Here is a 26,138-nt window from a genome sequence, read left to right as displayed (position 1 = left end):
GGTTCCGTACGAGCGGAGCGGTACGAGCAGAGCGGTACAAGCGGAGCGGTACGAGCGGTGGTCAGCGGTTCCGTACAAGCGGAGCGGTGATGCCGAACGACGGTCAGGCGGTGCGGTCGGGCGGTGCGGTCAGTACGAGCGCGGCAGGCCCATCACGTGCTGTGCGACGTAGTTGAGCACCATCTCCTGGCTGACCGGCGCCAGCCGCAGCAGCCGGGACTCCCGGAAATAGCGCTCCACGTGGTACTCCCGCGCATACCCCATACCCCCGAGCGTCTGCACCGCCCGGTCCGCCGCCTGGAAACCGGCGTCCGCGCAGAGCCACTTGGCCATGTTCGCCTCGCGTCCGCAGGCCAGCCCCCGGTCGTACCGCCAGGCTGCCTGACGGGCCATCAGCCGGGCGGCGTCCAGCCGGGTGAGGGCCTCCGCCAGCGGGAAGGCGATGCCCTGGTTCTGCCCGATGGGGCGGTCGAAGACGACGCGGTCCTTGGCGTAGCGGGTCGCCGCGTCCAGGGCGGCCCGGCCGAGCCCCAGCGCCTCGTGGGCGAGCAGGATGCGCTCCGGGTTGAGGCCGTCCAGCAGATAGCGGAACCCGTCGCCCTCCTCGCCGATCCGGGCGGACGCGGACACCCGGAGGCCGTCGATGAGGATCTCGTTGGAGGCCACCGCGTTGCGGCCCATCTTCGGGATGGGCCGGATGTCCATGGCGCGGCGGTCGACGTCGGCGAGGAAGACCGACAGGCCGTCCGTGGGCCGGGCCGCCTCGTCGCGCGGGGTCGTACGGGCGAGCAGGATCATCTTCTGCGCGTCCCCGGCCTTGGTGATCCATATCTTGCGTCCGTGGATCACGTAGTCGTCGCCGTCGTGCCGCGCGACGGTGGAGATGCGGGTGGTGTCGGTGCCGGCGTCGGGTTCGGTGACGGCGAAGCACACATGCAGTTCGCCAGTCGCGGCGTGCGGCAGCACCGCGCGGCGCAACTCCTCGCTGCCGTGCCGGGCCAGGACGTTGAGTCCGAAGATCGTCAGATGCATCGTGCTGCATCCGTTCATGCCGGCGCCGGACGCCGCCACTTCCTCCAGCAGCAGCGCCGCGTCCAGCACGCCGAGCCCGCCGCCCCCGTACTCCTCGGGGACGGCGATGCCCAGCCAGCCGGCCGCGGCGAAGGCGTCGTAGAACTTCCAGGGGAATTCGCCGCAGTCGTCGCGTTCGGCCCAGTACTCGGGCGGGAAGCTCCGGGCCAGGTCGCGGACGCCGGCCTGGATGTCCCGCTGCTGCTCGGTGAGTTCGAAATCCATGTGCCGCTCCGATCACCCGGTGCCGCTCCGGTCACTCGCGCCGTTCCCAGCGTTTATCCCTGGCGCTGTTCCTATATAAGGACGCGAGTTCGTAAGTAGGGAGGAACCTAGGTACGGGTGTGACCCCTGTCAAGGGATGGGGCCGCCCCGCGCGGGCTGCGACAATGACCGGCGACAACGGCGGCCGGGCAGCGGCGCGGACGAGCACGGAGGCGACGTGGCAGGTCACGACGGAGACGGGAACGCGCCGGGGGCGCAGGCCGCGGGCCCCCGGGCGGCGACGCCCAAGGAGCACCGGACGGTCACGCGGGTGACCACCATCCTGGAGACCGCCGCCGCCTCCGACGGCATCCGGCTGGCCGCGCTGTGCGCCGTGCTGGACGCCCCGAAATCCTCCGTGCACGGCCTCGTGCAGGGGCTCGTGGCCACCGGCTACCTCGCCGAGCGCGACAGCGGCTACGTGCTCGGCCCGGCCGCCGGGGCCCTGCTCGGGGCGGTCCGGCCCGCCCTGGCCGACCTCGCCCGCCCGGCGATGGAGCGGCTGCTGCGGGAGTTCGACGAGACGGTGATGCTCGGCGAGCCCGTCGGCGACTCGATCGTCTACGTCCAGGTCCTCGAGTCCACCCAGGTGATCCGCTACTCCGCTCCCCTGCGCACCCGCCGCCCGCTGTATCCGACCAGCACCGGCAAGGTGGCCCTGGCCCACCGCGACACGGCGCGCCGCAACGCCTACCTGCGGGCCCGCCTGCCGGACGAGCGCCGACGCGCACGGGCCCGCGAGGAGCTGGCGGCCGTCGTCGCCGAGGGCGTCGCCTTCAACCGCGGGGAGACCCTGCCCGACGTCAGCGCCACCGCGGCCGGGGTGTTCGCGGGCGGCGGCCGGCTCGTCGCCTGCCTGGCGGTCGCGGGCCCCACTCCCCGTACCGCCGAGCGGCTCGACACGGTCGCGGACGCCGTACGCGCCGCCGCCAAGGAGCTCTCGGCCACGCTCTCCCGGACGGGCGGCGCGCCGGCCTGACTCCGCCGCCGGGCCTCCCGGCCGGGACGGTTCCGGAACCGTACGGCCTCCGCGGGGCGACCCCCGATGCCCCGCGCCGCCGCGGCTGACGATGATGGGAGGCGTACAGCAGCACGGCACGCAGCAGCGGAGGACGGCGCATGGACCAGCACAATCACCCCATCGGCAGCAGGCCCGGCGCAGCCGGCGACTTCGCCCGCGCACTGGCCGAGGCGCTGCCCGAGGGCCGCGTCCTGACGGGGCCGGAGACCATGGACGGCTACCGGCACGACGAGGCGGAGTGGGCCCCGTACGGACAGCCGCTCGCCGTGGTCCGGCCCCGGTCCACGGCCGAGGTGCGCACCCTGGTGCGGTGGTGCCTGGAGCACCGGGTGCCGCTGGTGCCGCGCGGCGCGGGCACCGGGCTGTCCGGCGGCGCGAACGCCCTGGACGGCTCCGTCGTGGTGTCCTTCGAGGCCATGGACCAGGTGCTGGAGATCGACGCGGGCGAGCGGCTGGCCGTGGTGCAGCCCGGCGTCGTCAACGACGACCTGCGCCGGGCCTGCGCCGAGCACGGGCTGTGGTACCCGCCGGACCCGGCCAGCTCCCCCTGGTCGACGATAGGCGGCAACGTCGCCACCAACGCCGGCGGGATGTGCTGCGTCAAGTACGGCGTCACCCGCGACTACGTGCTGGGGCTGGAGGTCGTCACCGGCGGCGGCGAGGTGGTCCGGCTGGGACGGCGCACCGCCAAGGGCGTGGCCGGTTACGACCTGTGCTCGCTGCTGGTCGGCTCGGAGGGAACCCTCGGGGTGATCACCGAGGTGACGGTGCGGCTGCGGGCTCAGCGTCCGCCCGAGCGTACGGTGGTGGGCCATTTCGACTCGGCCGTCGCGGCGGGCGAGGCGGTCGCCGCCGTGGCCGCCGCCGGGGTGGCCCCGTCCGCGTTGGAACTCGTCGACCGGCACTGCCTGGCCGCCGTCGACGCCTGGAAGAACATGGGGCTCTCCGCCGAGGCCGACACGGTGCTGCTGGGGCGGCTGGACACGCCGGGGGCGGCCGGGGACGCCGAGGCGGACCTGATGATCGACTGCTTCCGCAAGGCCGGGGCGACCTGGGCGGCGGTCTCGACCGACCAGCTGGAGGCCGACGCCCTGTTCGAGGCCCGCCGCCTGGCCTACCCGGCGCTGGAGCGGCTCGGTCCGGTGCTCACCGAGGACGTCTGCGTGCCGCGGGCGAAGGTGCCGGAGATGCTGGCCCGCATCGACCGGACCGCCGCCGCGCACGATCTGCTGATCGCCAACATCGCGCATGCCGGGGACGGCAATCTGCACCCCCTGATCATCACGCCGCCCGGCGACGACGAGGCGCGCGCCCGCGCGCAACGCGCCTTCGAGGCGATCCTCGACGACGCGCTGGCGCTGGGCGGCACGGTCACCGGCGAACACGGCGTCGGGCTCCTCAAGCGGCCCGGCATGGACCGCGAGCTGGGGCCGGAGGTGCTGGCCCTGCACCACGCCGTCAAGGCCGCGCTGGATCCGCACGGCATCCTCAATCCGGGGAAGGTCGTCGACCTGGGCGGGGCCGTCGGGGGGCGTCGAGGGGTAGGCGGGCGGGACGACGGCCGAGGCGTTCGACGCGGGGTTCGGCGCGGGATTCGGTGAAGGAGCGGGCCGGGGCGGCGGAATCGGCGGGACACGGCCCGAGGCGGTGCCGGTGCCGGCCAGTTTCGGTGCCGGTGCCGGTGCCGGTGCCGATGTCGGTGCCGGTTCCGGTTCCGGTGTCGGTGTCGGTGTCGGTGTCGGCTTCAGTCGGCGAGGAGGGGGCATGAGCGACGCGGCCCGCTTCGGTTCCAGCTCGCCGCAGGTCAGTCCGGACAACGGCTCCGGACTGACCTGACGCCGGTAAAGGTCAGCGGTTCGACCCGGGCTTGAGGGTTTCGCGCGTACCGGCCTTGTGTCCTCGCCCGCGGGCGGCGAAAAGTCTCCGGGGTGGATCCAACGGAACACTTGAAGGCATGAAGGCGCAATGGCCGATACCGGCCTCATCGCCTCATCGCCCGCAAGGGATCCCCATCGGAAGGGAAATGGACTATGGGCCGCATTCGGGAAACCGCCGCCGTGGTCGACGGTTTCGTACCGGTCATCGATCTGTCCGGCAGAGGAAGCGCGCACGGACGCGGCCTCATAGCCGACGCGATCGGCAAAGCGTGCGCGAGTTCCGGGTTCTTCACCATCGTGGGGCACGGCGTGCCGCGCGAGCTGATCGACCGTATGCACGCGACGACGAACGCCTTCTTCGCATTGCCGGACGCGGAGAAGGACCTGGTGGCGAACCGCCCCGGCGTCGCCGGATTCCGGCGCTTCGGAGGCGTATCGGCGTTGAGCCTCGGCCAGGAGACCCCGCCCGACCTGTGCGAAGTCTTCGCATCACACGTGACGGGGGAGCTGAGCGAGGAGGAGCGCGACTGCCTCGGCGACTACTGGGCTCCGTGGAAGATGGCGAACATCTGGCCCGGTGCGCCGGCCGGCTTCCAGGACACGTGGCACGAGTACATGAGCGTCATGACGGAACTCTCCAGCGACATCATGCGCTTGTTCGCGGGGGCGCTCGGGCTGGCCGAGGATTTCTGGGACGACAGGTTCGACCGCCACACGTCGGCGCTCATCGCGAACTACTACTACCCGCAGCTCCAGCCGCCCCTGCCGGGGCAGTTGCGGCGCGGCGCGCACACCGACTGGGGCAGTCTGACGGTCCTGCACCAGGAGGACGGGCTCGGCGGCCTGCAAGTTCTCCAGGCCGCCGGGGACACGGCCGAATGGCGTGACGTACCGGCCGTTCCCGGCAGTTTCGTCGTCAACATCGGCGATCTGATGGCCCTGTGGACCAGCGGACGGTGGGTTTCGACCATGCACCGCGTGCTCAATCCGGAGCGGGGGAACCGCTCCTCGCGCCTGTCCATCCCCTTCTTCCACCAGCCCAATCACGACGCCCCCGTCGAACCGATCGCCGCCCTCGCGACCGACGACTACGAGCGCCCGCCCACGGACGGTATGACCAGCGGTGAGTGGATTTCGACGAAGATGGTCAAGACGTTCTCGACGGAGCCGTAGGACAAGGCCAGGCCCGGAGTCCAGGCCCCAGGGTCCAGGTCAGGCCCGGGGAGCAGCCCCTTCTGGCGGGGGCGCGAATTGCGGGGGCGGACCGTAGCGACCATGATCGCGAGGAGGGGCGGGGCCGTCCCTGAGGCAGCCCCGCCATACGTCCGAAAACCGCCCGAAAGCCCCCGTCAAATCGCCCGTAAACCACCCGAGAACCGTCCGTCCGGAGGAGAAGACCATGGAGCGCCACGACATCGGGCCGCGGATGATCGGCGGGCACCTCGCGTACCACCGGGCTGTGGTCGTGGAGGAGCCGCGCCGCTGGCTGCTGCTCTCCGGCCACGAGGCCCGCGACGACCAGGGGCGCATCGCCCACCGCGGCGACATCCGCGGGCAGATCGAGCTGACCTGCCGACGCCTCGGCGAGACGCTGGACGAGGTGGGGTTCGCCTTCTCCGACGTCGTCCAGATCCGCGTCTTCACCGTCGATCTGCCGGCCATGACCGCCAACTACGACGCGCTCACCGCCGAACTCGAACGCCGCGGCTGCGGGCCGACCAGCCTGCTCGCCGGGGTGAGCGCCCTCTCGGATCCGGACATGCTGGTGGAGATCGAGGCCGTCGCCGCCCAGTGACCCGCCCGTCCCCCCGCCCGCCGGTACGGGCGGCGCACGGATCTCCCGCACCGCCGCCCGTACGCAGGACTCGCTTCAGTCCGCCTTCGCCGCGGCGACCGCGGCCTCCACCACCGACAGCGACGAGGCGGTGGGGTGGATGCGGATCATCGTCAGCCCCGCCTCCGTCAGCAGCCGCCGGAAGTCGTCCGCGCCGCGCTCCCGGCCGGGCAGCGACGTCATCATCAGCACGTCGAGGCTCTTGCCGTGGTGCGGGGCGTTGTCCCGCGGGAGCACGGCGTCGATCACCAGCAGCCGGCTGTCCTCGGTCATCGCGGCCCGGCAGGCGCGCAGGATGCGCAGGCAGTCCTCGTCGTCCCAGTCGTGCAGGACGCGTTTGACGAGGTAGACGTCGGCAGCCGGTGCGGACGTGAAGAAGTCGCCGCTCTCCACCCGCCAGCGCCCGGCCAGTTCCGGCCCCTCCAGCGCGTGCCCGCGTACCACGGCCGCCCGGTCGTACAGGACGCCGGTGAGCTTCCGGCCGCGCAGCAGCACCTCGCGCAGCAGCCCGCCGCGACCGCCGCCGACGTCGGCGACCACTCCGGTGGCGGGGAGGGGACAGGCGGCGGCGATGGCGGAGTTCTCGCCGTCCGAGAGGGCGGCCATGCCCGTATCGAAGGCGGCGCCCAGCTCCTCGGAACTGGCCAGATAGTCGAAGAACGAGGCGCCGAAGATGTCGTCGAAGACGGTGCGCCCGGCGCGTACCGTCTCCTCCAGCCGGCCGGCGGGCCGCCAGAACGTGTCGTCCGACAGCATGCTCACCGCCTCCCGCATGGACCTCGGCACGTCCGAGCGGAGCAGTTCGGCCAGCGGGGTCAGGGCGAAGGCGCCCGTCTCGTCTTCGCGGAAGACGTCGCGGGTCGCCAGCAGGCGCAGGGCGCGGCGCAGATGACCGGCGTCCGCGCCGGTCAGGGCTGCGAGCTGGTCGGGGGTGCGCGGGCCGTCGGCGAGGTGATCGGCCACGCCGAGGCGGGCGGCGGCCCGCAGCGTCGCGGAGTGGAGATAGGCCAGAGCGTGCTCGCTCAGTTTCAGGACGAGCGCGTTCCGGTCGTCGGGGGCGGGGCGGGCCGGGTCCACGGCTGCCTCCTTGTCCATCACTGTCTCCTCTTTGTCGCGGGCCGTGGCGGTAGCGGGGCGTACGGACGGTAGCGGGGCGTACGGGCGTGGGTGCGGGTACGGGCGTGAGCGCTGTTACGCACGCAGGTACGGGTCGGGGGGCGGCGCTTGGGGGCGGTGTGCCGCCGCCGGCCTCCACAATGGCCAGGAATCCACGGGCCCACCAGGGGGCGTCGCCGTGGGAGCGGGCCTCCGGATCGCGAATTCCGCCCGAATGCCGCCTTGTTGTGGCGGTCCGGACGCGCGTTACATCAGAGGTACGGGTGGGCGGGTGCCGGGAGCGGTTCGGGGGCGGCAGCGCGTACCGGGCGGCGGGGCGTCAACCGTCCCCTCCGCCGGGGCGTCCCTTTCACCGCGGACGGAGTACCGGAGGACCGGGCGGCGGCAGCGCCGTACGGGCCCGTCCGCCGCACTGCGGCGGCCCACCCGCCACGGGGGTGCGGGTGGGCCGCTCGCGTGCGCCGGTGCGCCGGTGCACCGGTCCCGCCGACAGGGGCCGGGTCGCCGGACGCCCAGGAGGGCCGGGGGCACAGACGCGCCCGGGAGCCGGGACGCGGGCGGGTCCGGGAGCCGAGCCGCGGTCGGGGCCGGGCGCGGCGTCCGATCAGGCGCAGGCCGCCGTGGGGCACAGCCGCCACGGCTCCCAGCTGCCGCCAGGGGTCAGCTCGGTGGTCTGCCAGGTCCGGTCGCGGTTCCATTCGCGGGCGCCGACCCGCAGGCGGCCGTCGGCGAGTTCGGTGAGGCTGCCCGGCGCGCCGAGCCCCACATTGGCGTCGGGGACCTTACCCATGGACCGCACCGGTCCCCACGCGCCGGACGGGCCGCCCTGGCTCCGTACGTTCATCGAGGACGTACCGGCGGCGCTGGACGCGAAGGCGTGCAGCCGCCCGTCGCGCGTCGCGAACAGCACCACGCCGCCGTGGTACGGGGCCGGGTTCAGGCCGAAGTCCGCGGCCGGGCTCCAGTCCTCCGCGTCCGGGGCGGCCTGCGCGGTGTGGCAGAAGACGCCGTACGAGGGGAAGAACGCCTCCAGCCGTCCGTCGGCGTCCTCGGCCGCGCTCGCGTACGAGATCTTCGGGCCGATGGGCACGGCGCTGACGCGCTCCCAGTCGCCGTAGGCGCCGCCCGGCTCGTCCTGGGCGCGGTGCCACAGGAACCAGGGCAGTCCCTGGGTCACCGAGTCGTCCGCGAAGTACTGGAACTGCTCGACGCGCCCGTCGCGGCGCGGCACCGACACCAGGCTGCCGTCCAGGGGCCGGCTGGCCAGCCCCGCGGCTTCCGTGTTCGGGCGGCAGGCGGCGGCCGGTACGGCGGCGGAGGCCCGTACGGAAGCGGAGGCCCCTACAGCAGAGCGGTCTCGTACGGCAGAGGGGGCTCGTACGGAGGCGGGAGAGACGTGTGCGGAGGGAACGGCGTGGGCGGGCGCGGCCACCGCCGCGCCCGCCCAGATCACCGCACCTCCCATGGCCCACACCGCACGTCGTAACGGTCTGCGGAACACGATCAGCACACCTCCATGGCAGAGTCCCTGCGCCCTCGTGGTCATCCTCGCCCGCCACAGCGGCCACGGCCAGAGCGCGGAACCCCAACGCCCCCATGCATACGGAGACTTGACCGAATCAGGGGCGCCGGTCCCTCCGGGGCTCACCCCTGGGGGCCGGTACCCGACTGGAGGGCGCCGACGGTGAAGGTGTCGCCGCACACCCGCAGGCCCGAGGTCCGGGCGGTCATCGCGTCCTTGGAGCCGGGCGCGTACGCCTTGACGATCTTCCCCGTCTTCCAGCACGGGGCGTCCTTGAGGCCGTCGTTGATCGTGCGCAGCGCGGCGTACGCGCTTTTGCCCGGAGCCAGCCGTACGACGTGGCCCTTGTCGCCCTCGCGCTTCGCGGGCGAGCCCACCGTCTGGCCGTCCCCCGCCAGCAGCGACACTCCGGGGTATCCACCCAGGGAACAGGTCTTCTTGCCCGTGTTCGTGAACACCAGCGGGTAGTTGATGTTGCCGGCCCCCGCATCGCCGCGGCCCAGGCGCAGCGACATGTCGGCGGCCTCACAGCGGTCCGAGGCGGACTGCGGGGACAGGTTGGACGCGGCGGCGGCCGTGCTCCCCTTGCCGTGGCCGCTGCCGCCGGCCGTACCGGCCGCGGCGGAGCCGGAGCCGGAAGCCGAACCGGAGCCGGAGTCCGACCCGGACGCTCCGCCCGACCCGGAACCGTCGGCGGAGGATACGGACGACGAACCGTTCGACCCGCCCGCCTTGTCGTCCCCGCCCCCGCAGGCGGAGAGCGACAGAGCCGCGACGGCGACCAGCGAGAGCGCGGCGGCGGAACGAGCACGGCGGGCGACGAGAGTGGCAGGCGACATGAGAAAGCCCCTTACGAATACGTCAGATCGAACGCTTACGTCTCCACTCTCCCCCCGCCCGCTCACGATCCGCTAACACCGCACTAACGCCCGTACGGAAAGCGGCGGATAAGCCCCCGGACGCACAATCGTCCCCGGCATGACTCAGCCCCGCCGCAACGCGACGGGGCCGGTCGACGCACTCGTTCGGATTCCGGGTCAGGAAACCTGCTTCACGGTGGGCTTCGCCTTGCTGCCGGCGGTCTCGAACTTCAGCTTCGCCTTGTCCGACACAACGGATTTCTCAGCGGATCCACCGCCATTGGGGACGACTCGCACATTGACCGGCGTTCCCTTCGCCGGTGACACGGTGAAGGTCTTCGTCTGTCCCTTGCGGACGTCGGACTGGCAGGTCCCGCCCAGGTTGTCGGTGACGCAGATCGCCGCCGTGTAATTCCCCTGCTGCGTGACCTGGACCGTCACCTTCGCGGCCGCTTGCGCATTACCGCCCGAAACCGCCCCGGCCGCCGGTGAAAGCCCGAACCCCAGCCCCGTGGTAATTCCCACAGCCGCCAGCAATGTCACCGCGCGCCGCCCGTGCCTGACTCGCGAGGAAATTCCCATAGCCATTTCGCCCCCTGGCAAAATCACCCTGATCGGCGTTCCGGATGCCGATCCGGACTCCGGATGTCTTCCGGTCACAGCGAAATACGCGCCGACGCCGGGAGGCGTTCAAAGCCGCTTCGAAAAATCCTCGGCCGGATCTGTGAAGCACACCACAGGGCCCTGAACGGCTCCCCGGCGCCCCGCTCCCGGAGGGCCGGCGGGCCTCGGCGCAGGTCGGGCAGGGGTACCGGCGATGTGTATACAGCATATGGGATACCCTCGCTCGACATAAGCCAAGGCTTACCTAAGTAGGCCGCTGGGTCGTCAGATCGTCGTCGCGTCGTCAGAGTCGCCAGAGACAGCCGGAGCCTGTATGTCCCCTTCCCCCGCCGTCACCGCACCGACCTCCGCGCCCCGGCTCCCGCGCCGGGTCCTCGATCTCGTCGGCGGCGTCTTCATCCCGCTCATCCCCGCGCTCACGGGCTGCGGGCTGCTCGCCGGGCTGACCGGGCTGCTCGCCAACCTCGTCCATACCGGCCATATGGAGTGGGCCGCCGGGATCGTCACCGTGCTGCTGCCGCTGAGCAACGGGTTCACCGCGGTGCTGTCGGTGTTCGTCGGGTACAGCGCGGCGCGGGCGCTCGGGGGTACGCCCGTGCTCGGCGGGGCGACCGCGGCGGTGATGCTGCATCCGAAGGTCGCGGCCATCCACTACAGCCTGCCGCTCATCGGGCACGTCTCCCCCAGCCACAACGAAGGGGGGCCGCTGACCGCGCTGGCCATCGGCCTGGTCACCGCCTGGCTGGAGCGGCGGCTGCGGCGCGTTGTGCCGGCCAGTGTGGACGAGTTGTTCACGCCGCTGCTCACGGTGCTGACGGCGGGGCTGGCCACCGTTCTCGTGCTCATGCCGCTGGGCGGTGCGGCCGCCTCGGCGACCGGGACGCTCGCCTCCTGGGCGCTCGGCATCAACGGGGCCGTCGGCGGCGCGATCCTCGGCGGGGTCTTCATACCCGGCCTGCACCAGGCGCTGATCGGCGTCACCAGCACGCTCATCCAGCAGCACGGCTCCTCCGCCCTGCTGCCCATCATGGACATGGCCGGCGCCGGGCAGGTCGGCGCCGCGCTCGCCGTGTACCTGCGGGCCCGGCGCGGCAACCCCCTGCGCCATGCCATCCGCGCGACCGGTCCGGCGGCGCTGCTCGGCGTCGGCGAGCCCATGTACTACACCGTCACCCTCCCCCTCGGCCGCGTCTATGTGATGGGCTGCCTCGGCGGCGCGGCGGGCGGCGCGTTCCTCGGGGCGTTCAACCAGCTCGGCTACACGGTCGGCGCGGTCGCCCAGGGCAAGGCGGGCTGGTCGCTGCTGCCGCTGCTGACCGGCAACCACGGCACCGCCGCCGCGATGGGCCTGTACGCCGCCGGCCTGGTCCTGGGCACGGTGGTCGGCCTCGCCGCGGCCCTGGCGTCGCTGCGCGGCGACCGCGCCGCCGCCCTCCTCGAACGGACTCCCCCGGTGCGGGCCGGAGCCGAGCCGGCGCACGTCCCGGCCCGCCCGGCGCCCGCCGTCGCGGACGTCGGCCTCGTCAAGGAAAGCGTCTGAGGCTCGTACCGACGGCCCGGCGGTGAACAGCCGCCCCCGACGGCCTGCCCGCCTCGTGCCCGCCGGTCACGCGTCGCGGGTCAGGCCCTCCCAGTGGTCAGCCAGCGCCGTCAGCTCCGCCAGCAGGGCTGTCCGCTCGCCGGGCCCGTACGGCTCCAGCAGCCGTTCATCGAGCAGCCGGGCCCGCCGGTCGGCCTCCGCCAGCGCCTCCTCCCCCGCCTCCGTCAGGAACAGCAGCTTGCGGCGTCCGTCGTCGGGAGCCGTGCGCCGCACCAGCAGCCCCCGCCCCTCCAGCCGCCGCGCCACATCCGCCATCGTCGACGTGTCCAGCGCCACCGCCGACGCCATCGACGACTGATCCCGCCCCGGCGCAGCCCCCACCGCCGTCAACACCGCGAACTGCGGACCCGTCAACGCCGGATCCACCAACCGCACCCACGCCGCCACATACGCCTGGTACAACCGCCGCACCTGATACCCAGGAGCGGCCGAAAGAGCTGTGGGCGGCGTGTCCGCGCCCGTGTCGGGAGGTGTCGTCTCAGCCATGACCACACCTAAACACGGCCCTCGGCGGCGCCCTCGGCCGGTCCGGGAACCGCGTCGCCGCACGACGGCCCCGACGGCTCCTGCGCCGAACGAGTGGAGAGCGCAACAGGTGGGTTTCATCCGCCCCGAGGCGGGGGACCCGACCACGGTGCCGAGGGGGGCTTCCAGTGAAAGGTGTGGCACGTGGTACCGCACACCGCGCAGCATCCCCCGGCCGTCTCCGCGGTCACCCTCCATGTCAACGGCGTCCCGCACCGGTTGACCCTGGACAACCGCACGACGGTGCTCGACGCGCTGCGCGAACACCTCCGCCTGACCGGTTCGAAGAAGGGCTGCGACCACGGGCAGTGCGGCGCCTGCACGGTGCTCATCGAGGGCCGCCGCACCAACAGCTGCCTGAAACTCGCGGTCTCCTGTGACGGCGCGGAGATCACCACGGTGGAGGGGCTGGCCGACGGGGAGAACCCGCATCCGGTGCAGCGGGCGTTCCTCGACCGGGACGGCTTCCAGTGCGGCTACTGCACACCGGGACAGATCTGCTCCGCCGTCGGCGTCCTCGCCGAGGCCGCGCACGGCCACCCCTCGCACGTGACGCCCGTGCCCCATGGCGGCTCGGAGGCCGCCCCGGAGCCGGTGCCGCTCACCCCCGAGGAGATCCGCGAGCGCATGAGCGGCAACCTGTGCCGCTGCGGCGCGTACGCCAATATCGTCGCCGCCATCGAGGACGTGGCCGGGTGAAGTCCTTCTCCTACGTGCGCCCCAGCGACGTCGACACCGCCATCGCCGCCGTCGCCGCCGACCCCGCGGGCAGCTACCTCGGGGGCGGTACGAACCTGGTCGACCTGATGAAGCTCGGCGTGGCGGCGCCGGGGCTGCTCGTCGACGTCTCCGGGCTGCCGCTGACCGACGTGGCGCGGACCCCGGACGGCGGCCTGTCGATCGGCGCGAACGTCCGCAACAGCGACCTCGCGGCGCACCCGCTCGTCCGCGCCCGGTACCCCGTGCTGTCCCAGGCCCTGCTGGCCGGGGCCTCGGGCCAGCTCCGCAACGCGGCGACCACCGGCGGGAACCTGCTCCAGCGCACGCGCTGCCTCTACTTCCAGGACGTCGGCAAACCGTGCAACAAGCGGGAGCCCGGCACCGGCTGCCCCGCCCGCGAAGGGGTGCACCGGGATCTGGCGGTGCTCGGCCACTCCGCGCACTGCGTCGCCACGCACCCCTCGGACATGGCCGTCGCCCTCGCCGCCCTGGACGCCGTCGTCCGGCTGCGCGGCCCCGACGGCGAACGGGCGGTGCCCGTGACGGACTTCCACCGGCTGCCCGGCGACCGGCCGGAGCAGGACACCGTCATCGGCCACGGCGAACTGATCACCACCGTGGAGCTGCCCGCCCCCGCCCCGGGGCGCTCCGCCTACCGCAAGGCCCGCGACCGCGCCTCGTACGCCTTCGCCCTCGTCTCCGTCGCCGCCGCCCTGGATGTGCGGGGCGGTACGGTCCGCGCCGCGCGCCTGGCCTTCGGCGGGCTGGCGCACAAGCCGTGGCGCGCCCGCACGGCCGAAGAGGCGCTGCTGGGCGCGGAGGCCACGGAGGAGTCCTTCGGCCGGGCGGCCGACGCCGAGCTGTCGGCGGCCGAGCCGCTGCGGGACAACGCGTTCAAGGTGGAGCTCGCTCGCAATCTGGCGGTCCGAGTGCTCGCGGGGCTGGCCGGCGAGGCGGCCTCCGATCCCCGGTCCCCCGGCCCGTACACCGGCAGTTGAGGAGCGTTGGGATGGTTCGTACGCATAGCGCAGGTCAGGCCCTCGGCGCGCCGGTCGGCCGGCTGGAGGGCATGGAGAAGGTCACCGGCACCGCCCGGTACGCGGCCGAGCACACCCCGGCGGGCACCGTGTACGCCTGGCCGGTGCCCGCCGCCGTGCCCTGCGGCAGGGTGACCGCGGTGCACGTGGAGGAGGCGCTGGCCGAGCTCGGGGCCGTCGCCGTCCTCACGCATGAGAACGCGCCGCGCCTCGGCGAGTGCGACGACCCGATCCTGTGGGTCCTCCAGGACGACCAGGTGCCGCACCGCGGCTGGTACGTGGCCCTCGCCGTCGCCGCCACCCCGGAGGCGGCGCGTGCCATGGCCGCCGCCGTCCGCGTCGACTATGAGACGCGGGACCACGACGTCGTGCTCACCGCCGACCACCCGGGGCTGTACGCGTGCGAGGAGGCCAACGGCGGGGCCGAGGGGACCCGGGTGCGGGGCGACTTCGACGCCTCGTACGGGTCCGCTCCGGTGCGCGTCGACGCCACGTACACGATGTCCGGCCTGCACAACCACCCCATGGAGCCGCACGCCGCGACGGCCGAGTGGGACGGCGGCCGGCTGGCGGTGCACGATTCCAGTCAGGGCGCGACGACCGTGCAGCGCACGCTGGCCGCGCTGTTCGGGCTGGCCGAGGAGCGGATCACGGTCGTCTCGGAGCATGTCGGGGGCGGTTTCGGCGCCAAGGGCACGCCGCGGCCCCAGGTGGTGCTGGCCGCGATGGCGGCGCTGCACACCGGGCGCCCGGTCAAGCTGGCGCTGCCGCGCGCGCAGTTGGCGGCGGTCGTGGGCCATCGCGCGCCGACGATCCAGCGGGTGCGGCTCGGGGCGGGCGAGGACGGGGTGATCACCGCGCTCGCGCAGGAGGTCGTCACGCAGACCTCCACCGTCAAGGAGTTCGTGGAGCAGGCCGCGGTCCCGGCGCGCGTCATGTACACCTCGCCGAACAGCCGCACCACGCACCGGGTCGCGGCGCTGGACGTGCCGAGCCCGTCGTGGATGCGGGCGCCGGGCGAGGCGTCGGGCATGTACGCGCTGGAGTCGGCCATGGACGAGCTCGCCGAGCGGGCCGGGCTGGACCCGGTGGAGCTGCGGGTCCGCAACGAGCCGGCCGTGGAGCCCGACACCGGGAAGCCGTTCAGCAGCCGGCACCTCGTCGGGGCGCTGCACGACGGGGCGCGGCGGTTCGGCTGGTACGAGCGCGATCCGCGCCCCCGGTCCCGGCGGGAGGGGCGGCTGCTGATCGGGAGCGGCGTCGCGTCGTCCACGTATCCGGTGCTGATGATGGCCTCGCGGGCCGAGGCGCGGACCGAGCCGGGCGGCCTCTTCCGGGTCCGCGTCAACGCCACGGACATCGGTACGGGCGCCCGTACGGTGCTGGCGCAGATCGCGGCCGACGCGCTCGGGGCGCCCTTGGACCGGGTGGGCATCGACATCGGCAGTACCGCGCTGCCGGCCGCGCCGCTCGCCGGGGGCTCGTCCGGCACGGCGTCCTGGGGGTGGGCGGTGGACAAGGCGTGCCGTGCGCTGCGGGCGCGGCTGGACGAGCACGGGGGCGAGGTCCCGGCGGCGGGGCTCGTCGCGGCGGCGGACACGGCGGCGGAGATGGAGAAGGAGGCGGCGTCCCCGTACGCGAAGCACTCTTTCGGGGCACAGTTCGCCGAGGTGCAGGTCGACGTCGACACCGGGGAGACGCGGGTGCGCCGGCTGCTGGGCGTCTTCGCGGCGGGCCGGATCCTCAACTCCCGTACGGCGCGCGGGCAGTTCATCGGCGCGATGACGATGGGGCTGGGGATGGCGCTGCTGGAGGGGAGCACGATGGACCCGGTTTTCGGGGACTTCGCCGAGCGCGATCTGGCTTCGTACCATGTGCCCGCTTGCGCGGACCTGCCGCGGATCGAGGCGCACTGGCTCGACGAGGACGACGGGCGGCTGAACCCGATGGGCAGCAAGGGGATCGGCGAGATCGGCATCGTGGGGACGGCGGCGGCCATCGGCAACGCCGTGTACCACGCGACGGGCGTCCGGTTCCGTGAGCTGCCGCTGCATCCGGACAGAATCCTCGCCGGTCTCGGCCGCTTCGCCTGAGCGCGCGGGGGCGGCGGGCATAGACTGAATGCGCCCTTTGGGCGGAAAGATATGAGGTGTCCGGTGTGACGGCTGGGTGTATGACAGGCGCCCCGTGCTGGGTCAGCCTGATGGCGCGGAGTCTCGACGGGGCGGCGGACTTCTACGGTCCGCTGCTCGGGTGGCGGTTTGTGACGGGGCCCGAGCCGTGGGGTCGCTATCTGCGGGCCTTCGCCGGGGACACGGAGGTCGCGGGCGTGGGCGAGGTGGCCCGCGACTGGGAGTACCCGGTGACGTGGACGACGTATTTCGGCACGGAGAACGCGAATGAGACCGCCGCGTCGATCCGTGAGCGCGGCGGGACGGTGGCGGTGGGCCCGCTGGAGTTCGAGGCGGGGCGGATCGCGCTGGTCGCCGACCCGGCCGGGGCGGCGTTCGGCATCTGGGAGGCGACCGGCAGCGCGGGGAGCTCCCTGCGGTCGGGGGTGGCCTCGGCCTGGACGGAGTTGCGGACGCGGGACGCCTTCGACGCGGCGATCTTCTACGGCAACGTCTTCGGCTGGGACGACCGGGACCCGGCCCGCTACGAGGTGCGCTGGGAGTACGACCATGTGGTGCTGCACGTCGACGGGCGCAGCGTCGCGGCCCTGCACGGCGGCGGCACCGAGGCGGCGGTGGACCCCCGGATCCGGCCCCGGTGGCATGTCTTCTTCCCCGTGGCGGACGTCGACGAGACGGTGCGCAGGGCGGAGAAGCTGGGCGGCGAGCTGATGGACGCGCCTCAGGAGTCCATGCACGGGCGGGTGGCCGGGCTGCGCGATCCGGACGGCGCGCTGTTCTCCGTGATCAGCGGAGCACCCTGAAAAGCCTTCCAGCGGTGGCTTTCTGACGGTTGATCACGTCGCGTCGCCGTCGGGGAGCTTCTCCAGGAGCGTGCGGGACGCCTGAAGCATGAGGCGGCAGACGTCCTCGGGGTCGGCGCTCGCGATCGGGTCCTTGCCGATCACGCTGCGGGTGAGCCCGATGCCGAGCAGCCAGGCGAGGATGAGATCGGAGCGCAGCTCGGCGTCGTCGGCGTCGGTGAGGGTGGCGAGGACGCTCGTGTACTCCCGGCCGAGGAGGAGGCGGGTCTCGCTGCGCGCCTCGCCGGTGCCGGTGGAGCGCAGATACACCTCCAATGTCCGGTCGCGGTGGCCCTCGCCGGGTTCGAGGAGGCCGCGCAGCGCGACTTCCAGCAGCCGTTCCGGCGGGGTGTCGCGCACCTGCCGCCACCCCTGACGGGTCACCACCTCGCTGAAGAGGGCCTTCTTGGAGCCGAAGTAGCGGAAGAGCAGGGCCTGGTTGAAGCCCGCGCGGGCGGCGATGTCGCGCACCGTGGTGCGTTCGTAGCCCCGTTCGGTGAACAGCGCGGTCGCCGCGTCGATGAGCGCTCGCCTGGTCGCCTCGGCGTCCCGTCTGCGCTCCGGCCGGTCTTCCGTCATCCCGCGAGCCTCCCGAGAAATGGCCGTCAGCATAGCCCGGTTTTGAACTGACGGGCCGTTGACCGCTCCCGCCGCCGGACCTACGGTATGTAAGCACGTGCTTACAACGGCTTACAACGGAAGACGGAAGGGGCACAGGTGACCGCCACCGACATCGAACCCGCGGCTTATCCGTTCAACGAAGCGACCGCGCTGACGCTCTCGGATCTCTACGAGGACGCGCGCAGCCGGGAAGGGCTGCTGCGGGTCCGCCTGCCGTACGGCGATCCCGCGTGGCTGGCGACCCGCTACGCCGACGCCCGGCTCGTACTCGGCGACCGCCGGTTCAGCCGCGCCGACGCCGCGAACCACGACGAGCCGCGGCAGTCCGAGGCCCAGACCACCACCGGCATCCTCAGCATGGACCCGCCCGACCACACCCGGCTCCGCAAGCTCTCGGCCAAGGCGTTCACGGTGCATCAGGTCGAGAAGTTGCGGACGGACGTGCGGGCGCTCGCCGAGGGCCTGATCGACGACATGATCGCGGCCGGGCAGCCCGCCGACCTCGTCGAGGACTACGCGCTGCCGATCCCCGTCGGCGTCATCTGCCGCATGCTCGGGGTGCCCACCGAGGACCGCCCGCGCTTCCGGGTCTGGAGCGACAACGCGCTGTCCACGAGCTCCCTGACGGCCGACGAGTTCCACGCCAGCCGGGAGGAACTGCGCGACTACATGCGGGGGTTGATCGACCAGCACCGCGTCCACCCGGCCGACGACCTGATGACCTCCCTGATCGAGGCGCGCGACGTGGGCGACCGGCTCTCCGAGCTGGAGCTGGTCGATCTCTGCGTCGGCATCCTGGTGGCCGGGCACGAGACCACCGCCTCGCAGATCCCCAACTTCGTCTACACCCTGCTCGACCACCCCGAGCAGCTCGCCCTGCTGCGCGAGGACCCGGACCTCATCCCCGCCGCCGTCGAGGAGCTGCTGCGCTTCGTGCCGCTGGGCATCGGCGCCAGCCAGGCCCGGTACGCCACCGAGGACATCGAGGTGGGCGGCACGCTGGTACGCGCCGGGGAGCCCGTCGTGGTGGCCGTCGGCGCGGCCAACCGGGACGCGCTGCGCTTCACCGAGGCCGGCACGCTCGACGTGCGGCGGGAGAGCAACGGCCACCTCGGGTTCGGCCACGGCGCGCACCACTGCCTGGGCGCGCCGCTGGCCCGGCTCGAACTCCAGGAGGCGCTGCGGGCCCTGATCCTGCGGATGCCCGGACTGCACCTCGCCGGGGACATCGTGTGGAAGACGGAAATGCTGGTGCGCGGACCGCGCTCGATGCCGGTGGGGTGGTGAGCGATGACCTGGCACATCGACGTGGACCGGAGCGTGTGCATCGGTTCGGGGATCTGCGCGGGGACCGCGCCTGAGCTGTTCCGGCTGGAAGGCGAGCGGGCCCGCGCGGTCCAGGAGGACATAGAGCCGCAGGAGGGCGCGCTGGACGTCGCGGACTCCTGCCCGGCGCTGGCGATCACCATCACGGAGGGGACGGAGGTCCTCGCGCCGCGCGATTAGCCGCAGCGCGATTAGCCGCAGCGCGCCCGGTGGGGCGGCCTGTACCGGGTACGGGCCGCCCCGCCATTCCACGGGTCGGGGTCCGCCGCTCCCGGCGGAACGGCTCAGTCGGGCCTCGGCGCCTCCCGTTCGCTCGCGTAGCGCTGGAAGCCGCGGCGCTCGTAGTTGCGCAGCGCGTGCGGGTGGTCGCGGGTCGAGGTGTGCAGCCAGACCCGGCGCACCGCGGGGGCGTCCAGCGGCGGCTGGTCCCACGCCTGCCGGACGGCGAGCGTCAGGGCGTGCCCGCCGTACCCCCGCCCGACATAGCGCGGCAGCAGGCCGAACGTGTCGATCTCCACCTCGCCGCCCGCCGCCCCGCGCACGCTCAGCACGCCCGCGACCTCGCCGTCCACCCGTATCAGCCAGTGCCGCATCCGCTCGTCGTGGCGTCGGGCGCGCCACCCGCCGGACCATTGGTGCGGCGCGCCCACCGCGGCCTGCGTCTCGACCAGCGCCTCGGAGCCGGCCGGCGTCTCCTCCAGCGCGACCCCCTCGGCGGGCCGTGCGGGGCGCAGTTGGGCGCGCTCGGTCATCTCCAGGTACGTGACCACGTGTTCTGTCGACATGCCGCCATGCTGCCAGCCGCCCGCGGCGGTCCCCAGGGCCCCTGGAGCCCCGTCCGTACGGGCGTCAGGCGCCCGGCGCCACATCCGTACGGGCGGCGGCGTCCCTCGGGACCGCCCGCGGTTCCGCCGGGTGGTCGGGGGCGCGGCGGGCGAGGCGGCGGGCCAGGGCCGTGCAGACCATCAGCTGCAGCGTGTGGTAGAGCATCAACGGCAGGATCACCAGGCCGACTTCGTCGCCCGCGAAGAGCACGGTGGCGATCGGCAGGCCGCTGGCGAGGCTCTTGGTCGAGGCGCAGAAGACCGCGGTCACCCGGTCCTCCCGCTCGAAGCCCAGCAGCCGCGCCCCCTTCGCGGCGACCGTCAGTATCAGCGCCAGCAGCGCCCCGCACAGGGCGAGGAGGACGAGCAGCCGCCCCACGGAGGTGCGCTGCCAGATGCCGGCCGTCATCCCCTTGCTGAACGCGGCGTACACGACGAGCAGGATCGAGCCGCGGTCGCACACCAGGGTCAGCATGCGGTGCCGGGTGACCAGGTCCACGAGCAGCGGGCGGGCCAACTGCCCGGCCAGGAAGGGCAGCAGGAGCTGCACCACGATGTCGGTGATCTGCCCCAGGGAGAAGGGGACGGCGCCGCTCGCGCCGCCGCTCAGCAGCAGGGCGGCGAGCAGCGGGGTGAGGACCACGCCGAGGAGGGTGGAGAAGGAGGCCGAGCAGATGGCGGCGGCCACGTTGCCGCGCGCCATCGAGGTGAGGGCGACGGAGGACTGCACCGTGGAGGGCAGCAGGCACAGGAAGAGGATGCCGGTGGCCTGTTCCGCGCCCAGCACGGACTCGGGGAGCTGCCGGAGGGCGAGGCCCAGCAGCGGGAAGAGCGCGAAGGTGCAGAGCAGGATGGGCAGGTGCAGCCGCCAGTGGCCGAGCCCGCCCAGCGCCGCCCGCGGCGAGAGCCGGACGCCGTAGAGGAAGAACAGCAGTCCCACGGCGATCTTGGTGGCGACGCCGAGGGCCTCGGCGGGGGCGCCGTCGGCGGGCAGCAGCGCGGCCAGGCCGACCGTGGCGAGCAGCGCGACGATGTACCAGTCGACGCGGCCGCGCGCCAGGGCGCGCAGCCTGCGGGATAGGAGCGACAGCGGCATTCGGGGGTTCCTCTTCCTTCCTGATGGGCCGCCGGGGGCGGTGCGGGAGGCGGCGGCTCCCGGACAGCGCGGCACGGCCCGGAGCGCGGCGGTCCGGCCCGTACGCCGGGCGGCTCACCGGGCGGGCCGCGTACGGGCGCGGGGCAGGGGGGAGGCCCCGGTCGCGCGGACCGGGGCCTCCCTTTTCGCGATGGCCGCGGGCCGCACGGGCCCGCGCCGGATCAGAGCGCGGCGCCGGCCGGGGCGTGGTTCCTGCTGATGTTCCGCTCCAGCAGGGCCAGCGACTCGGCGACCCCGACGCTCTCCGCGGTGAACTGCGGCAGCCGCCCCTCGGCCTTCTTCAGCTCCGAGAGCGCCTGGTCGATGGCGGTCTGGGCCGCGAACAGGCACGGCGTGCTGTAGATCGCCACGTCGACGCCGAGCTCGCTGAGCTCGGGCAGCGAGAGCCGCGGCGACTTGCCGCCCGCTATCTGGTTGAACAGCAGCGGCTTGTCGCCGATGACCTCGCGGACCTTGCGGATCCAGTCGACGCTGCGCACCCCGTCGACCAGGATCACGTCGGCGTCCGTGGCGGCCAGGGCTTCGGCGCGGCGCAGTATCTCGCCCTCTTCCGTGGCGTCCGTACGGGCGACGACCACCAGGTCGCGGCGGGCGGAGAGGACCATCTCCAGCTTCTCGAGGTACGCCTCCAGCGGGAGTACCTGCTTACCGTCGACGTGGCCGCAGCGCCGGGGTCGCTGCTGGTCCTCAAGGATCACGCCGGAGGCGCCAATCGCCTCCAGGTGCTGGACGACGTGGCAGGCCGTCTCCGGGTCGACGTAGCCGTCGTCGATGTCGACGAGCAGGTGCTGCCGGGGGAAGGCGAGCCGCAGCCGCTGGACGAAGGCGACGATATCGGGCCACGCGATGAATCCGATGTCCGGCAGCCCGTAGTGCGACGCGGCGAATCCGAATCCGGAGACGAACATGCCGTCGTAGTGCTGGGCCGCCACGGAGGCGGAGAACATGTCGAATACGCCGATCAGTGGCGTCGTCTCTTCTTGGGCAATGGCGTCACGGAGCCGATTCGGATATTCCATGGAAACCCTCCAGCGTTGGTCGCGTCGATGCAGTTCCACCGGCGGCGGCCCGCCGAGCACAGGCGGCCGGTCATGAGGGGTGGCACTCGTGGCCCACACGGGCCGCTGACGACCCCTCACCCACAGTTAAACCAAGGAATGGTCATGCGACAACATGACGATAGTAAAGTCGCCTGATGAGAGGCATCTTTGCGCCGATCTTCGGCGCGCAGGGAAAGATCTCCCCCAACTCCTCGGCGGACAAAGGCGACACATGTTCGGTACGCCCAGTTCAGCGGCGCGCGGCGACTGGGGCTTGTTCGAGTCTTGTTCGCAAAAGATCCTCTTGACGGCGAACGGCCGCCATGTGACGTCTCCGCAGGGCCGCACGGAATGGCCCCGTGGAATGTTGAATAAGAAACGGCGGCATGCGCGCATCTGACGCCCAGTGAAATTGCGTGTAAACGCGGCGAGCCGATCGGGACACTGCGAACGGCGCGGCGGGGCGGCCGATGCGACCGGTTCAGGCGGGTCCGGAATGTTCCCTTATGTCACTGGAGTGAACCAAGAAGACCTTGGGAGTCAAGGGCTTAAAGTAACGCCTCTCCGGAGTTAGGGTCTGCCCTGCCAGACCCCCTCTCACGTGAGGATTCCCATGTCGGACCTATCCCGCAGGCGGTTCGCCGCGTCGTCGCTCGTACCTCTGGGGGCCGCGCTGCTGCCGGCCGCGCCGGCGCTCGCGGCGGAGAACCAGCAGGCGGAGAACCAGCAGACGGCGCATCCCCAGCCCGCACCCGGCGCGGAACCGCGGACCACCGAGTTCCGGCACGGCCTCCACGACCTCCTCGACCTGCGCGGACTGCCGGCGACCGCCGAGCCGCCGGGCGACAACCCGCTCAACGTCTTCGCGGACCTGGGCGCCTGGCACGCGTACGGCATCCCCTCCCCCTCCGACCACGACGCACTCGGCGGATTCAGCGGCCCCCTGTACATGGCGGAGGAGTACCCCTGGTACCTCAGCCGGTCGTTCTCCCGGTTCGCCCTCCTCGACACGCGCTCGCACCGGACCGTCGCGCTGTCCGACGACCGCTCCCCCACCGTGGAGTCCGCGCCCGGCCTCCTCCTCCAGTCGTTCCACGTCGACGGGTTGCGGATCACCCTGACGCTGCGTTACGCCAGCAACCGCACGGCGTTCGTCGAGGCGAAGGTGCACAACACCGGCGGACGGGCCCGCACGCTGCGGGCCTCCTGGTCCGGGACGCTGCTGCGGCACACCGAGGAGCCGATCCGCAGCGCGCCCCGGCTGCGGGCGACCCGTACAGGCGTGGCGGTCGGCTTCGCGCGGGTCCGCTCGTACACGGACTACCTCACCACCAACGCGGCCCGGTTCGAGGTCGAGCACGCCGGGGCGGTGCACACCTCGGTCCACGGCGACGGGTACCGCACCGTCGCGCGCGAGCCGGTGACCGTACGGCCGGGCAGGACGGCGACGTTCGTGTGGAGCGAGTCGTACACGTTCACCGAGGCCGAGCGCCGCAAGGACCGGCAGGCCGTACGGGAGGCGCTCACGCACCCGGACCGGGTCGCGGCCCGCGGGGACGAGCGCTGGCGGGAGTACCTGTCCCGCGCGCTGCACGGCGTGACGCCGGACCGCCGCCGCACAGCGGCCAAGGCGGTGCAGACCCTGGTGACCAACTGGCGCAGCCCGGCCGGCGCGCTGCGCTCGGACGGCATCACGCCCTCGCTCACCAACAAGGACTTCGCCGGCGGCTTCTGGGCGTGGGACTCGTGGAAGGAGGCCGCCTCGACGGCGCTGTTCGCGCCCCGGCTCGCCGCCTCCGCCATCGAGTCGATGTTCGACTACCAGATCACGGCATCCTCCGAGGACCGCCCGCAGGACGCCGGGATGGTCCCGGACGCGGTGTTCTACAACAAGGCCGGCACCGGCGGTCAGAACTGGAACGAGCGCAACTCCAAGCCGCCGCTGGCCGCTTGGGCGGTCTGGCTGGTGTACGAGCGCGGCGGGGACCGGGAGTTCCTGCGCCGGATGTATCCGAAGCTGACGGCGTATCACGCGTGGTGGTACCGGAACCGGGACCACGACCACAACGGCCTGGCGGAGTACGGGGCCACCGTCGACCCGGCCAACGACAGCACCAAGGAGCGCAGGCTGGCCGCGGCCTGGGAGAGCGGGATGGACAACGCGCCCCGCTTCGACGGCGCGGGCGTCGACACCAACACCGACCGCCGGGGACGTACGGTCGGCTACTCGCTGGCGCAGGAGTCGGTGGACCTCAACGCCTATCTGTACGCGGAGAAGCGCTATCTGGCGCGGGCCGCGAACGCCCTCGGGCGGCACGCGGAGTCGGCGGACTGGCACCGGCAGGCGGACCGGCTCAAGCGCCGGATCCAGGAGCGCATGTACGACCCGGCCGACGGCTTCTTCCACGACTACGGCACGGACGGCCGCGGGCCGCTCACCAAGGCGGGCAAGGGCATCGAGGGCGCCATCCCGCTGTGGGCGGGCGTCGCGACGGGCCGGCAGGCGGCGTCGGTCCGGGCCGCGCTCGTCGACCCGGCGCAGTTCGCGACCCATATGCCGCTGCCGACGGTGGCGCGGAACAACCCGAAGTTCGACCCGACCGGGTACTGGCGCGGGCTGGTCTGGCTGGACCAGGCGTACTTCGCGATCCTCGGTCTGCGCGAGTACGGCTACCACCGGGACGCGGGGGCCACCACGGAGCATCTGCTCTTCCACGCCCGCGGCCTGCTGGGCGACGGGCCGATTCACGAGAACTACCACCCGCTGACCGGCGTGGGCCGCAACTCCTCGAACTTCTCGTGGTCGGCGGCGGCGGTCCTGGAGCTGCTGCGCCGGTGACGGCGGCGCGCCCCGGCCGGTTCCGGCCGGGGCGCGCGTGTTCCGCGGTGCGTGCTCAGCGGATCGGCATGCCCGAGACGGTGCGGGCGATGACCAGGCGCTGGATCTCGCTGGTGCCTTCGAAGATGGTGTAGATGGCGGCGTCCCGGTGCATGCGCTCGACCGGGTACTCGCGGGTGAAGCCGTTGCCGCCGAGGATCTGGACGGCCTGGGCGGTGACCTTCTTGGCGGTCTCGCTGGCGTAGAGCTTCGACATGGAGCCCTCGGCGGAGGTGAAGGGTTTGCCGGTGGCGGCCATCCAGGAGGCGCGCCAGACCAGGAGCCGGGCCGCGTCGATCTGGGTCCGCATGTCGGCCAGTTGGAAGGCGACGCCCTGGTTGTCGATGATGGGCCGGCCGAACTGGGTACGGGTCCTGGCGTATTCGAGGGCTTCCTCGTAGGCGGCGCGGGCGGTGCCGACCGCCATGGCGCCGACGGCCGGGCGGGACGCCTCGAAGGTGGCCATGGCGGCGTTCTTGACGCGTTCGCCGCCGCTCTTCGCGCGCTCGCGGGCGCGGGCGAGGCGCTCGTCGAGTTTGTCCTTCCCGCCGAGCAGGCAGTGGCCGGGGACGCGGACGTCCTCCAGGACGACCTCGGCGGTGTGCGAGGCGCGGATGCCGTGCTTCTTGAACTTCTGGCCCTGGGAGAGTCCGGGGGTGTCCGGCGGGACGATGAAGGAGGCGTGGCCCTTGGAGCCGAGCTCGGGGTCGACGACGGCGACGACGACGTGGACGTTGGCGATGCCCCCGTTGGTCGCCCACGTCTTGGTGCCGTTGAGCACCCATTCGTCCTTGGCCGCGTCGTAGACGGCGCGGGTGCGCATCGCGGCGACGTCGGAGCCGGCGTCGGGCTCGGAGGAGCAGAAGGCGGCGACCTTGACGTCGTCGGCGTCGCCGTACATCTGGGGGATCCAGGTGCCGATCTGCTCCTCGGTGCCGTTGGCGAGGACGCCGACGGCGGCGAGGCCGGTGCCGACGATGGACAGGCCGATGCCCGCGTCGCCCCAGAAGAGCTCCTCCATGGCCATGGGGATGCCGAGCCCGGTGGGGTCGAAGAACTGCTGGGCGTAGAAGTCGAGCGAGTAGATGCCGATCTTGGCCGCCTCCTGGATGACGGGCCAGGGGGTCTCCTCGCGCTCGTCCCATTCGGCCGCCGCGGGGCGCATCACCTCGGCGGCGAAGCCGTGGATCCAGTCGCGCACCTCCCTCTGGTCCTCGTTCAGCTCCATGGTGAACTCGGCCATGACCC

Annotated in this window: 23 protein-coding genes; 12 read left to right on the top strand and 11 right to left on the bottom strand. The window is 72.7% G+C overall.

Features of this window, described 5'->3' with window-relative positions; genetic code table 11:
- Positions 1-129 precede the first annotated feature (129 nt).
- Positions 130-1,296 (bottom strand): acyl-CoA dehydrogenase family protein, encoded by a 1,167-nt coding sequence (locus AB0I49_RS20800; protein ID WP_363228486.1) that lies wholly within the window; start codon positions 1,294-1,296, stop codon positions 130-132.
- A 217-nt stretch (positions 1,297-1,513) separates the two neighbouring features.
- Between AB0I49_RS20800 and AB0I49_RS20795 the strand changes: the two genes are divergently transcribed.
- From AB0I49_RS20795 to AB0I49_RS20780, 4 genes are all read left to right on the top strand, one after another.
- A complete protein-coding gene (locus tag AB0I49_RS20795) occupies positions 1,514-2,314 on the top strand; it encodes an IclR family transcriptional regulator (RefSeq protein WP_363228485.1) in 801 nt (266 codons plus the stop codon).
- Positions 2,315-2,565: 251 nt separating this feature from the next.
- Positions 2,566-3,957 carry an FAD-linked oxidase C-terminal domain-containing protein gene (locus AB0I49_RS20790; protein WP_363228619.1) on the top strand — a complete coding sequence of 464 codons (1,392 nt, stop codon included), beginning with the start codon at positions 2,566-2,568 and terminating at the stop codon, positions 3,955-3,957.
- A gap of 429 nt (positions 3,958-4,386) precedes the next feature.
- Positions 4,387-5,406 carry a 2OG-Fe(II) oxygenase family protein gene (locus tag AB0I49_RS20785; protein WP_363228484.1) on the top strand — a complete coding sequence of 340 codons (1,020 nt, stop codon included), beginning with the start codon at positions 4,387-4,389 and terminating at the stop codon, positions 5,404-5,406.
- Between the two features lie 226 nt (positions 5,407-5,632).
- Positions 5,633-6,028 (top strand): Rid family hydrolase, encoded by a 396-nt coding sequence (locus AB0I49_RS20780; protein ID WP_363228483.1) that lies wholly within the window; start codon positions 5,633-5,635, stop codon positions 6,026-6,028.
- Between the two features lie 75 nt (positions 6,029-6,103).
- Here AB0I49_RS20780 and AB0I49_RS20775 read toward each other — a convergent pair whose 3' ends face one another.
- The 4 genes from AB0I49_RS20775 to AB0I49_RS20760 all read right to left on the bottom strand — a co-directional run bounded on the left by AB0I49_RS20775 (position 6,104) and on the right by AB0I49_RS20760 (position 10,108).
- On the bottom strand, positions 6,104-7,162 hold the full coding sequence (locus AB0I49_RS20775) for a methyltransferase (RefSeq protein ID WP_363228482.1): 1,059 nt from the start codon (positions 7,160-7,162) through the stop codon (positions 6,104-6,106).
- Positions 7,163-7,787: 625 nt separating this feature from the next.
- Positions 7,788-8,648: a hypothetical protein gene (locus AB0I49_RS20770; protein ID WP_363228481.1), complete on the bottom strand. Its 861-nt coding sequence runs from the start codon at positions 8,646-8,648 to the stop codon at positions 7,788-7,790.
- A gap of 179 nt (positions 8,649-8,827) precedes the next feature.
- Positions 8,828-9,544 (bottom strand): DUF4232 domain-containing protein, encoded by a 717-nt coding sequence (locus tag AB0I49_RS20765; RefSeq protein ID WP_363228480.1) that lies wholly within the window; start codon positions 9,542-9,544, stop codon positions 8,828-8,830.
- 198 nt (positions 9,545-9,742) lie between these two features.
- A complete protein-coding gene (locus AB0I49_RS20760; RefSeq protein WP_363228479.1) occupies positions 9,743-10,108 on the bottom strand; it encodes a hypothetical protein in 366 nt (121 codons plus the stop codon).
- Between the two features lie 394 nt (positions 10,109-10,502).
- Between AB0I49_RS20760 and AB0I49_RS20755 the strand changes: the two genes are divergently transcribed.
- The gene (locus tag AB0I49_RS20755) at positions 10,503-11,729 is read left to right on the top strand and encodes a PTS transporter subunit EIIC (RefSeq protein WP_363228478.1); all 1,227 of its coding nucleotides are present in this window, start codon (positions 10,503-10,505) and stop codon (positions 11,727-11,729) included.
- Positions 11,730-11,795: 66 nt separating this feature from the next.
- Here the strand turns inward: AB0I49_RS20755 and AB0I49_RS20750 are convergent, their stop codons facing one another.
- Positions 11,796-12,275 carry a MarR family winged helix-turn-helix transcriptional regulator gene (locus AB0I49_RS20750; protein ID WP_363228477.1) on the bottom strand — a complete coding sequence of 160 codons (480 nt, stop codon included), beginning with the start codon at positions 12,273-12,275 and terminating at the stop codon, positions 11,796-11,798.
- 183 nt (positions 12,276-12,458) lie between these two features.
- Between AB0I49_RS20750 and AB0I49_RS20745 the strand changes: the two genes are divergently transcribed.
- The 4 genes from AB0I49_RS20745 (at position 12,459) to AB0I49_RS20730 (ending at position 17,006) form a co-directional block, all read left to right on the top strand.
- Positions 12,459-13,013, top strand: a complete 555-nt coding sequence (locus AB0I49_RS20745) for a 2Fe-2S iron-sulfur cluster-binding protein (protein ID WP_363228476.1) — start codon at positions 12,459-12,461, stop codon at positions 13,011-13,013.
- Positions 13,010-14,032, top strand: coding sequence for a xanthine dehydrogenase family protein subunit M (locus AB0I49_RS20740; protein ID WP_363228475.1), 1,023 nt, complete (start codon positions 13,010-13,012; stop codon positions 14,030-14,032). The genes AB0I49_RS20745 and AB0I49_RS20740 overlap by 4 nt, the downstream gene beginning before the upstream one ends.
- Positions 14,033-14,043: 11 nt before the next feature.
- Entirely contained in the window at positions 14,044-16,164 is a 2,121-nt protein-coding gene (locus AB0I49_RS20735; RefSeq protein ID WP_363228474.1) for a xanthine dehydrogenase family protein molybdopterin-binding subunit, read from the top strand.
- 80 nt (positions 16,165-16,244) lie between these two features.
- A complete protein-coding gene (locus AB0I49_RS20730; RefSeq protein ID WP_363228473.1) occupies positions 16,245-17,006 on the top strand; it encodes a VOC family protein in 762 nt (253 codons plus the stop codon).
- 33 nt (positions 17,007-17,039) lie between these two features.
- Here AB0I49_RS20730 and AB0I49_RS20725 read toward each other — a convergent pair whose 3' ends face one another.
- The gene (locus AB0I49_RS20725) at positions 17,040-17,624 is read right to left on the bottom strand and encodes a TetR family transcriptional regulator (protein WP_363228472.1); all 585 of its coding nucleotides are present in this window, start codon (positions 17,622-17,624) and stop codon (positions 17,040-17,042) included.
- Between the two features lie 138 nt (positions 17,625-17,762).
- Between AB0I49_RS20725 and AB0I49_RS20720 the strand changes: the two genes are divergently transcribed.
- Both AB0I49_RS20720 and AB0I49_RS20715 read left to right on the top strand, forming a co-directional pair.
- Positions 17,763-18,953, top strand: coding sequence for a cytochrome P450 (locus AB0I49_RS20720; protein WP_363228471.1), 1,191 nt, complete (start codon positions 17,763-17,765; stop codon positions 18,951-18,953).
- Between the two features lie 3 nt (positions 18,954-18,956).
- A complete protein-coding gene (locus AB0I49_RS20715; RefSeq protein ID WP_363228470.1) occupies positions 18,957-19,172 on the top strand; it encodes a ferredoxin in 216 nt (71 codons plus the stop codon).
- 104 nt (positions 19,173-19,276) lie between these two features.
- Here the strand turns inward: AB0I49_RS20715 and AB0I49_RS20710 are convergent, their stop codons facing one another.
- From AB0I49_RS20710 to AB0I49_RS20700, 3 genes are all read right to left on the bottom strand, one after another.
- Positions 19,277-19,777, bottom strand: a complete 501-nt coding sequence (locus AB0I49_RS20710; RefSeq protein ID WP_363228469.1) for a GNAT family N-acetyltransferase — start codon at positions 19,775-19,777, stop codon at positions 19,277-19,279.
- 64 nt (positions 19,778-19,841) lie between these two features.
- Positions 19,842-20,912: a bile acid:sodium symporter family protein gene (locus tag AB0I49_RS20705; protein WP_363228468.1), complete on the bottom strand. Its 1,071-nt coding sequence runs from the start codon at positions 20,910-20,912 to the stop codon at positions 19,842-19,844.
- Positions 20,913-21,133: 221 nt separating this feature from the next.
- Complete coding sequence (locus AB0I49_RS20700) at positions 21,134-21,991, bottom strand: isocitrate lyase/PEP mutase family protein (protein WP_363228467.1); 858 nt, start codon at positions 21,989-21,991, stop codon at positions 21,134-21,136.
- Between the two features lie 634 nt (positions 21,992-22,625).
- Between AB0I49_RS20700 and AB0I49_RS20695 the strand changes: the two genes are divergently transcribed.
- Complete coding sequence (locus AB0I49_RS20695; RefSeq protein WP_363228466.1) at positions 22,626-24,851, top strand: trehalase family glycosidase; 2,226 nt, start codon at positions 22,626-22,628, stop codon at positions 24,849-24,851.
- Between the two features lie 55 nt (positions 24,852-24,906).
- Here AB0I49_RS20695 and AB0I49_RS20690 read toward each other — a convergent pair whose 3' ends face one another.
- A complete protein-coding gene (locus AB0I49_RS20690; protein WP_363228465.1) occupies positions 24,907-26,133 on the bottom strand; it encodes an acyl-CoA dehydrogenase family protein in 1,227 nt (408 codons plus the stop codon).
- Between the last annotated feature and the right edge of the window lie 5 nt (positions 26,134-26,138).

The organism is Streptomyces sp. NPDC050617, assembly GCF_040654795.1.
GTDB lineage: Bacteria > Actinomycetota > Actinomycetes > Streptomycetales > Streptomycetaceae > Streptomyces.
The sequence above is the reverse complement of the archived record's forward strand: the minus strand, read 5'-3'. Positions and strand labels throughout refer to the sequence as shown.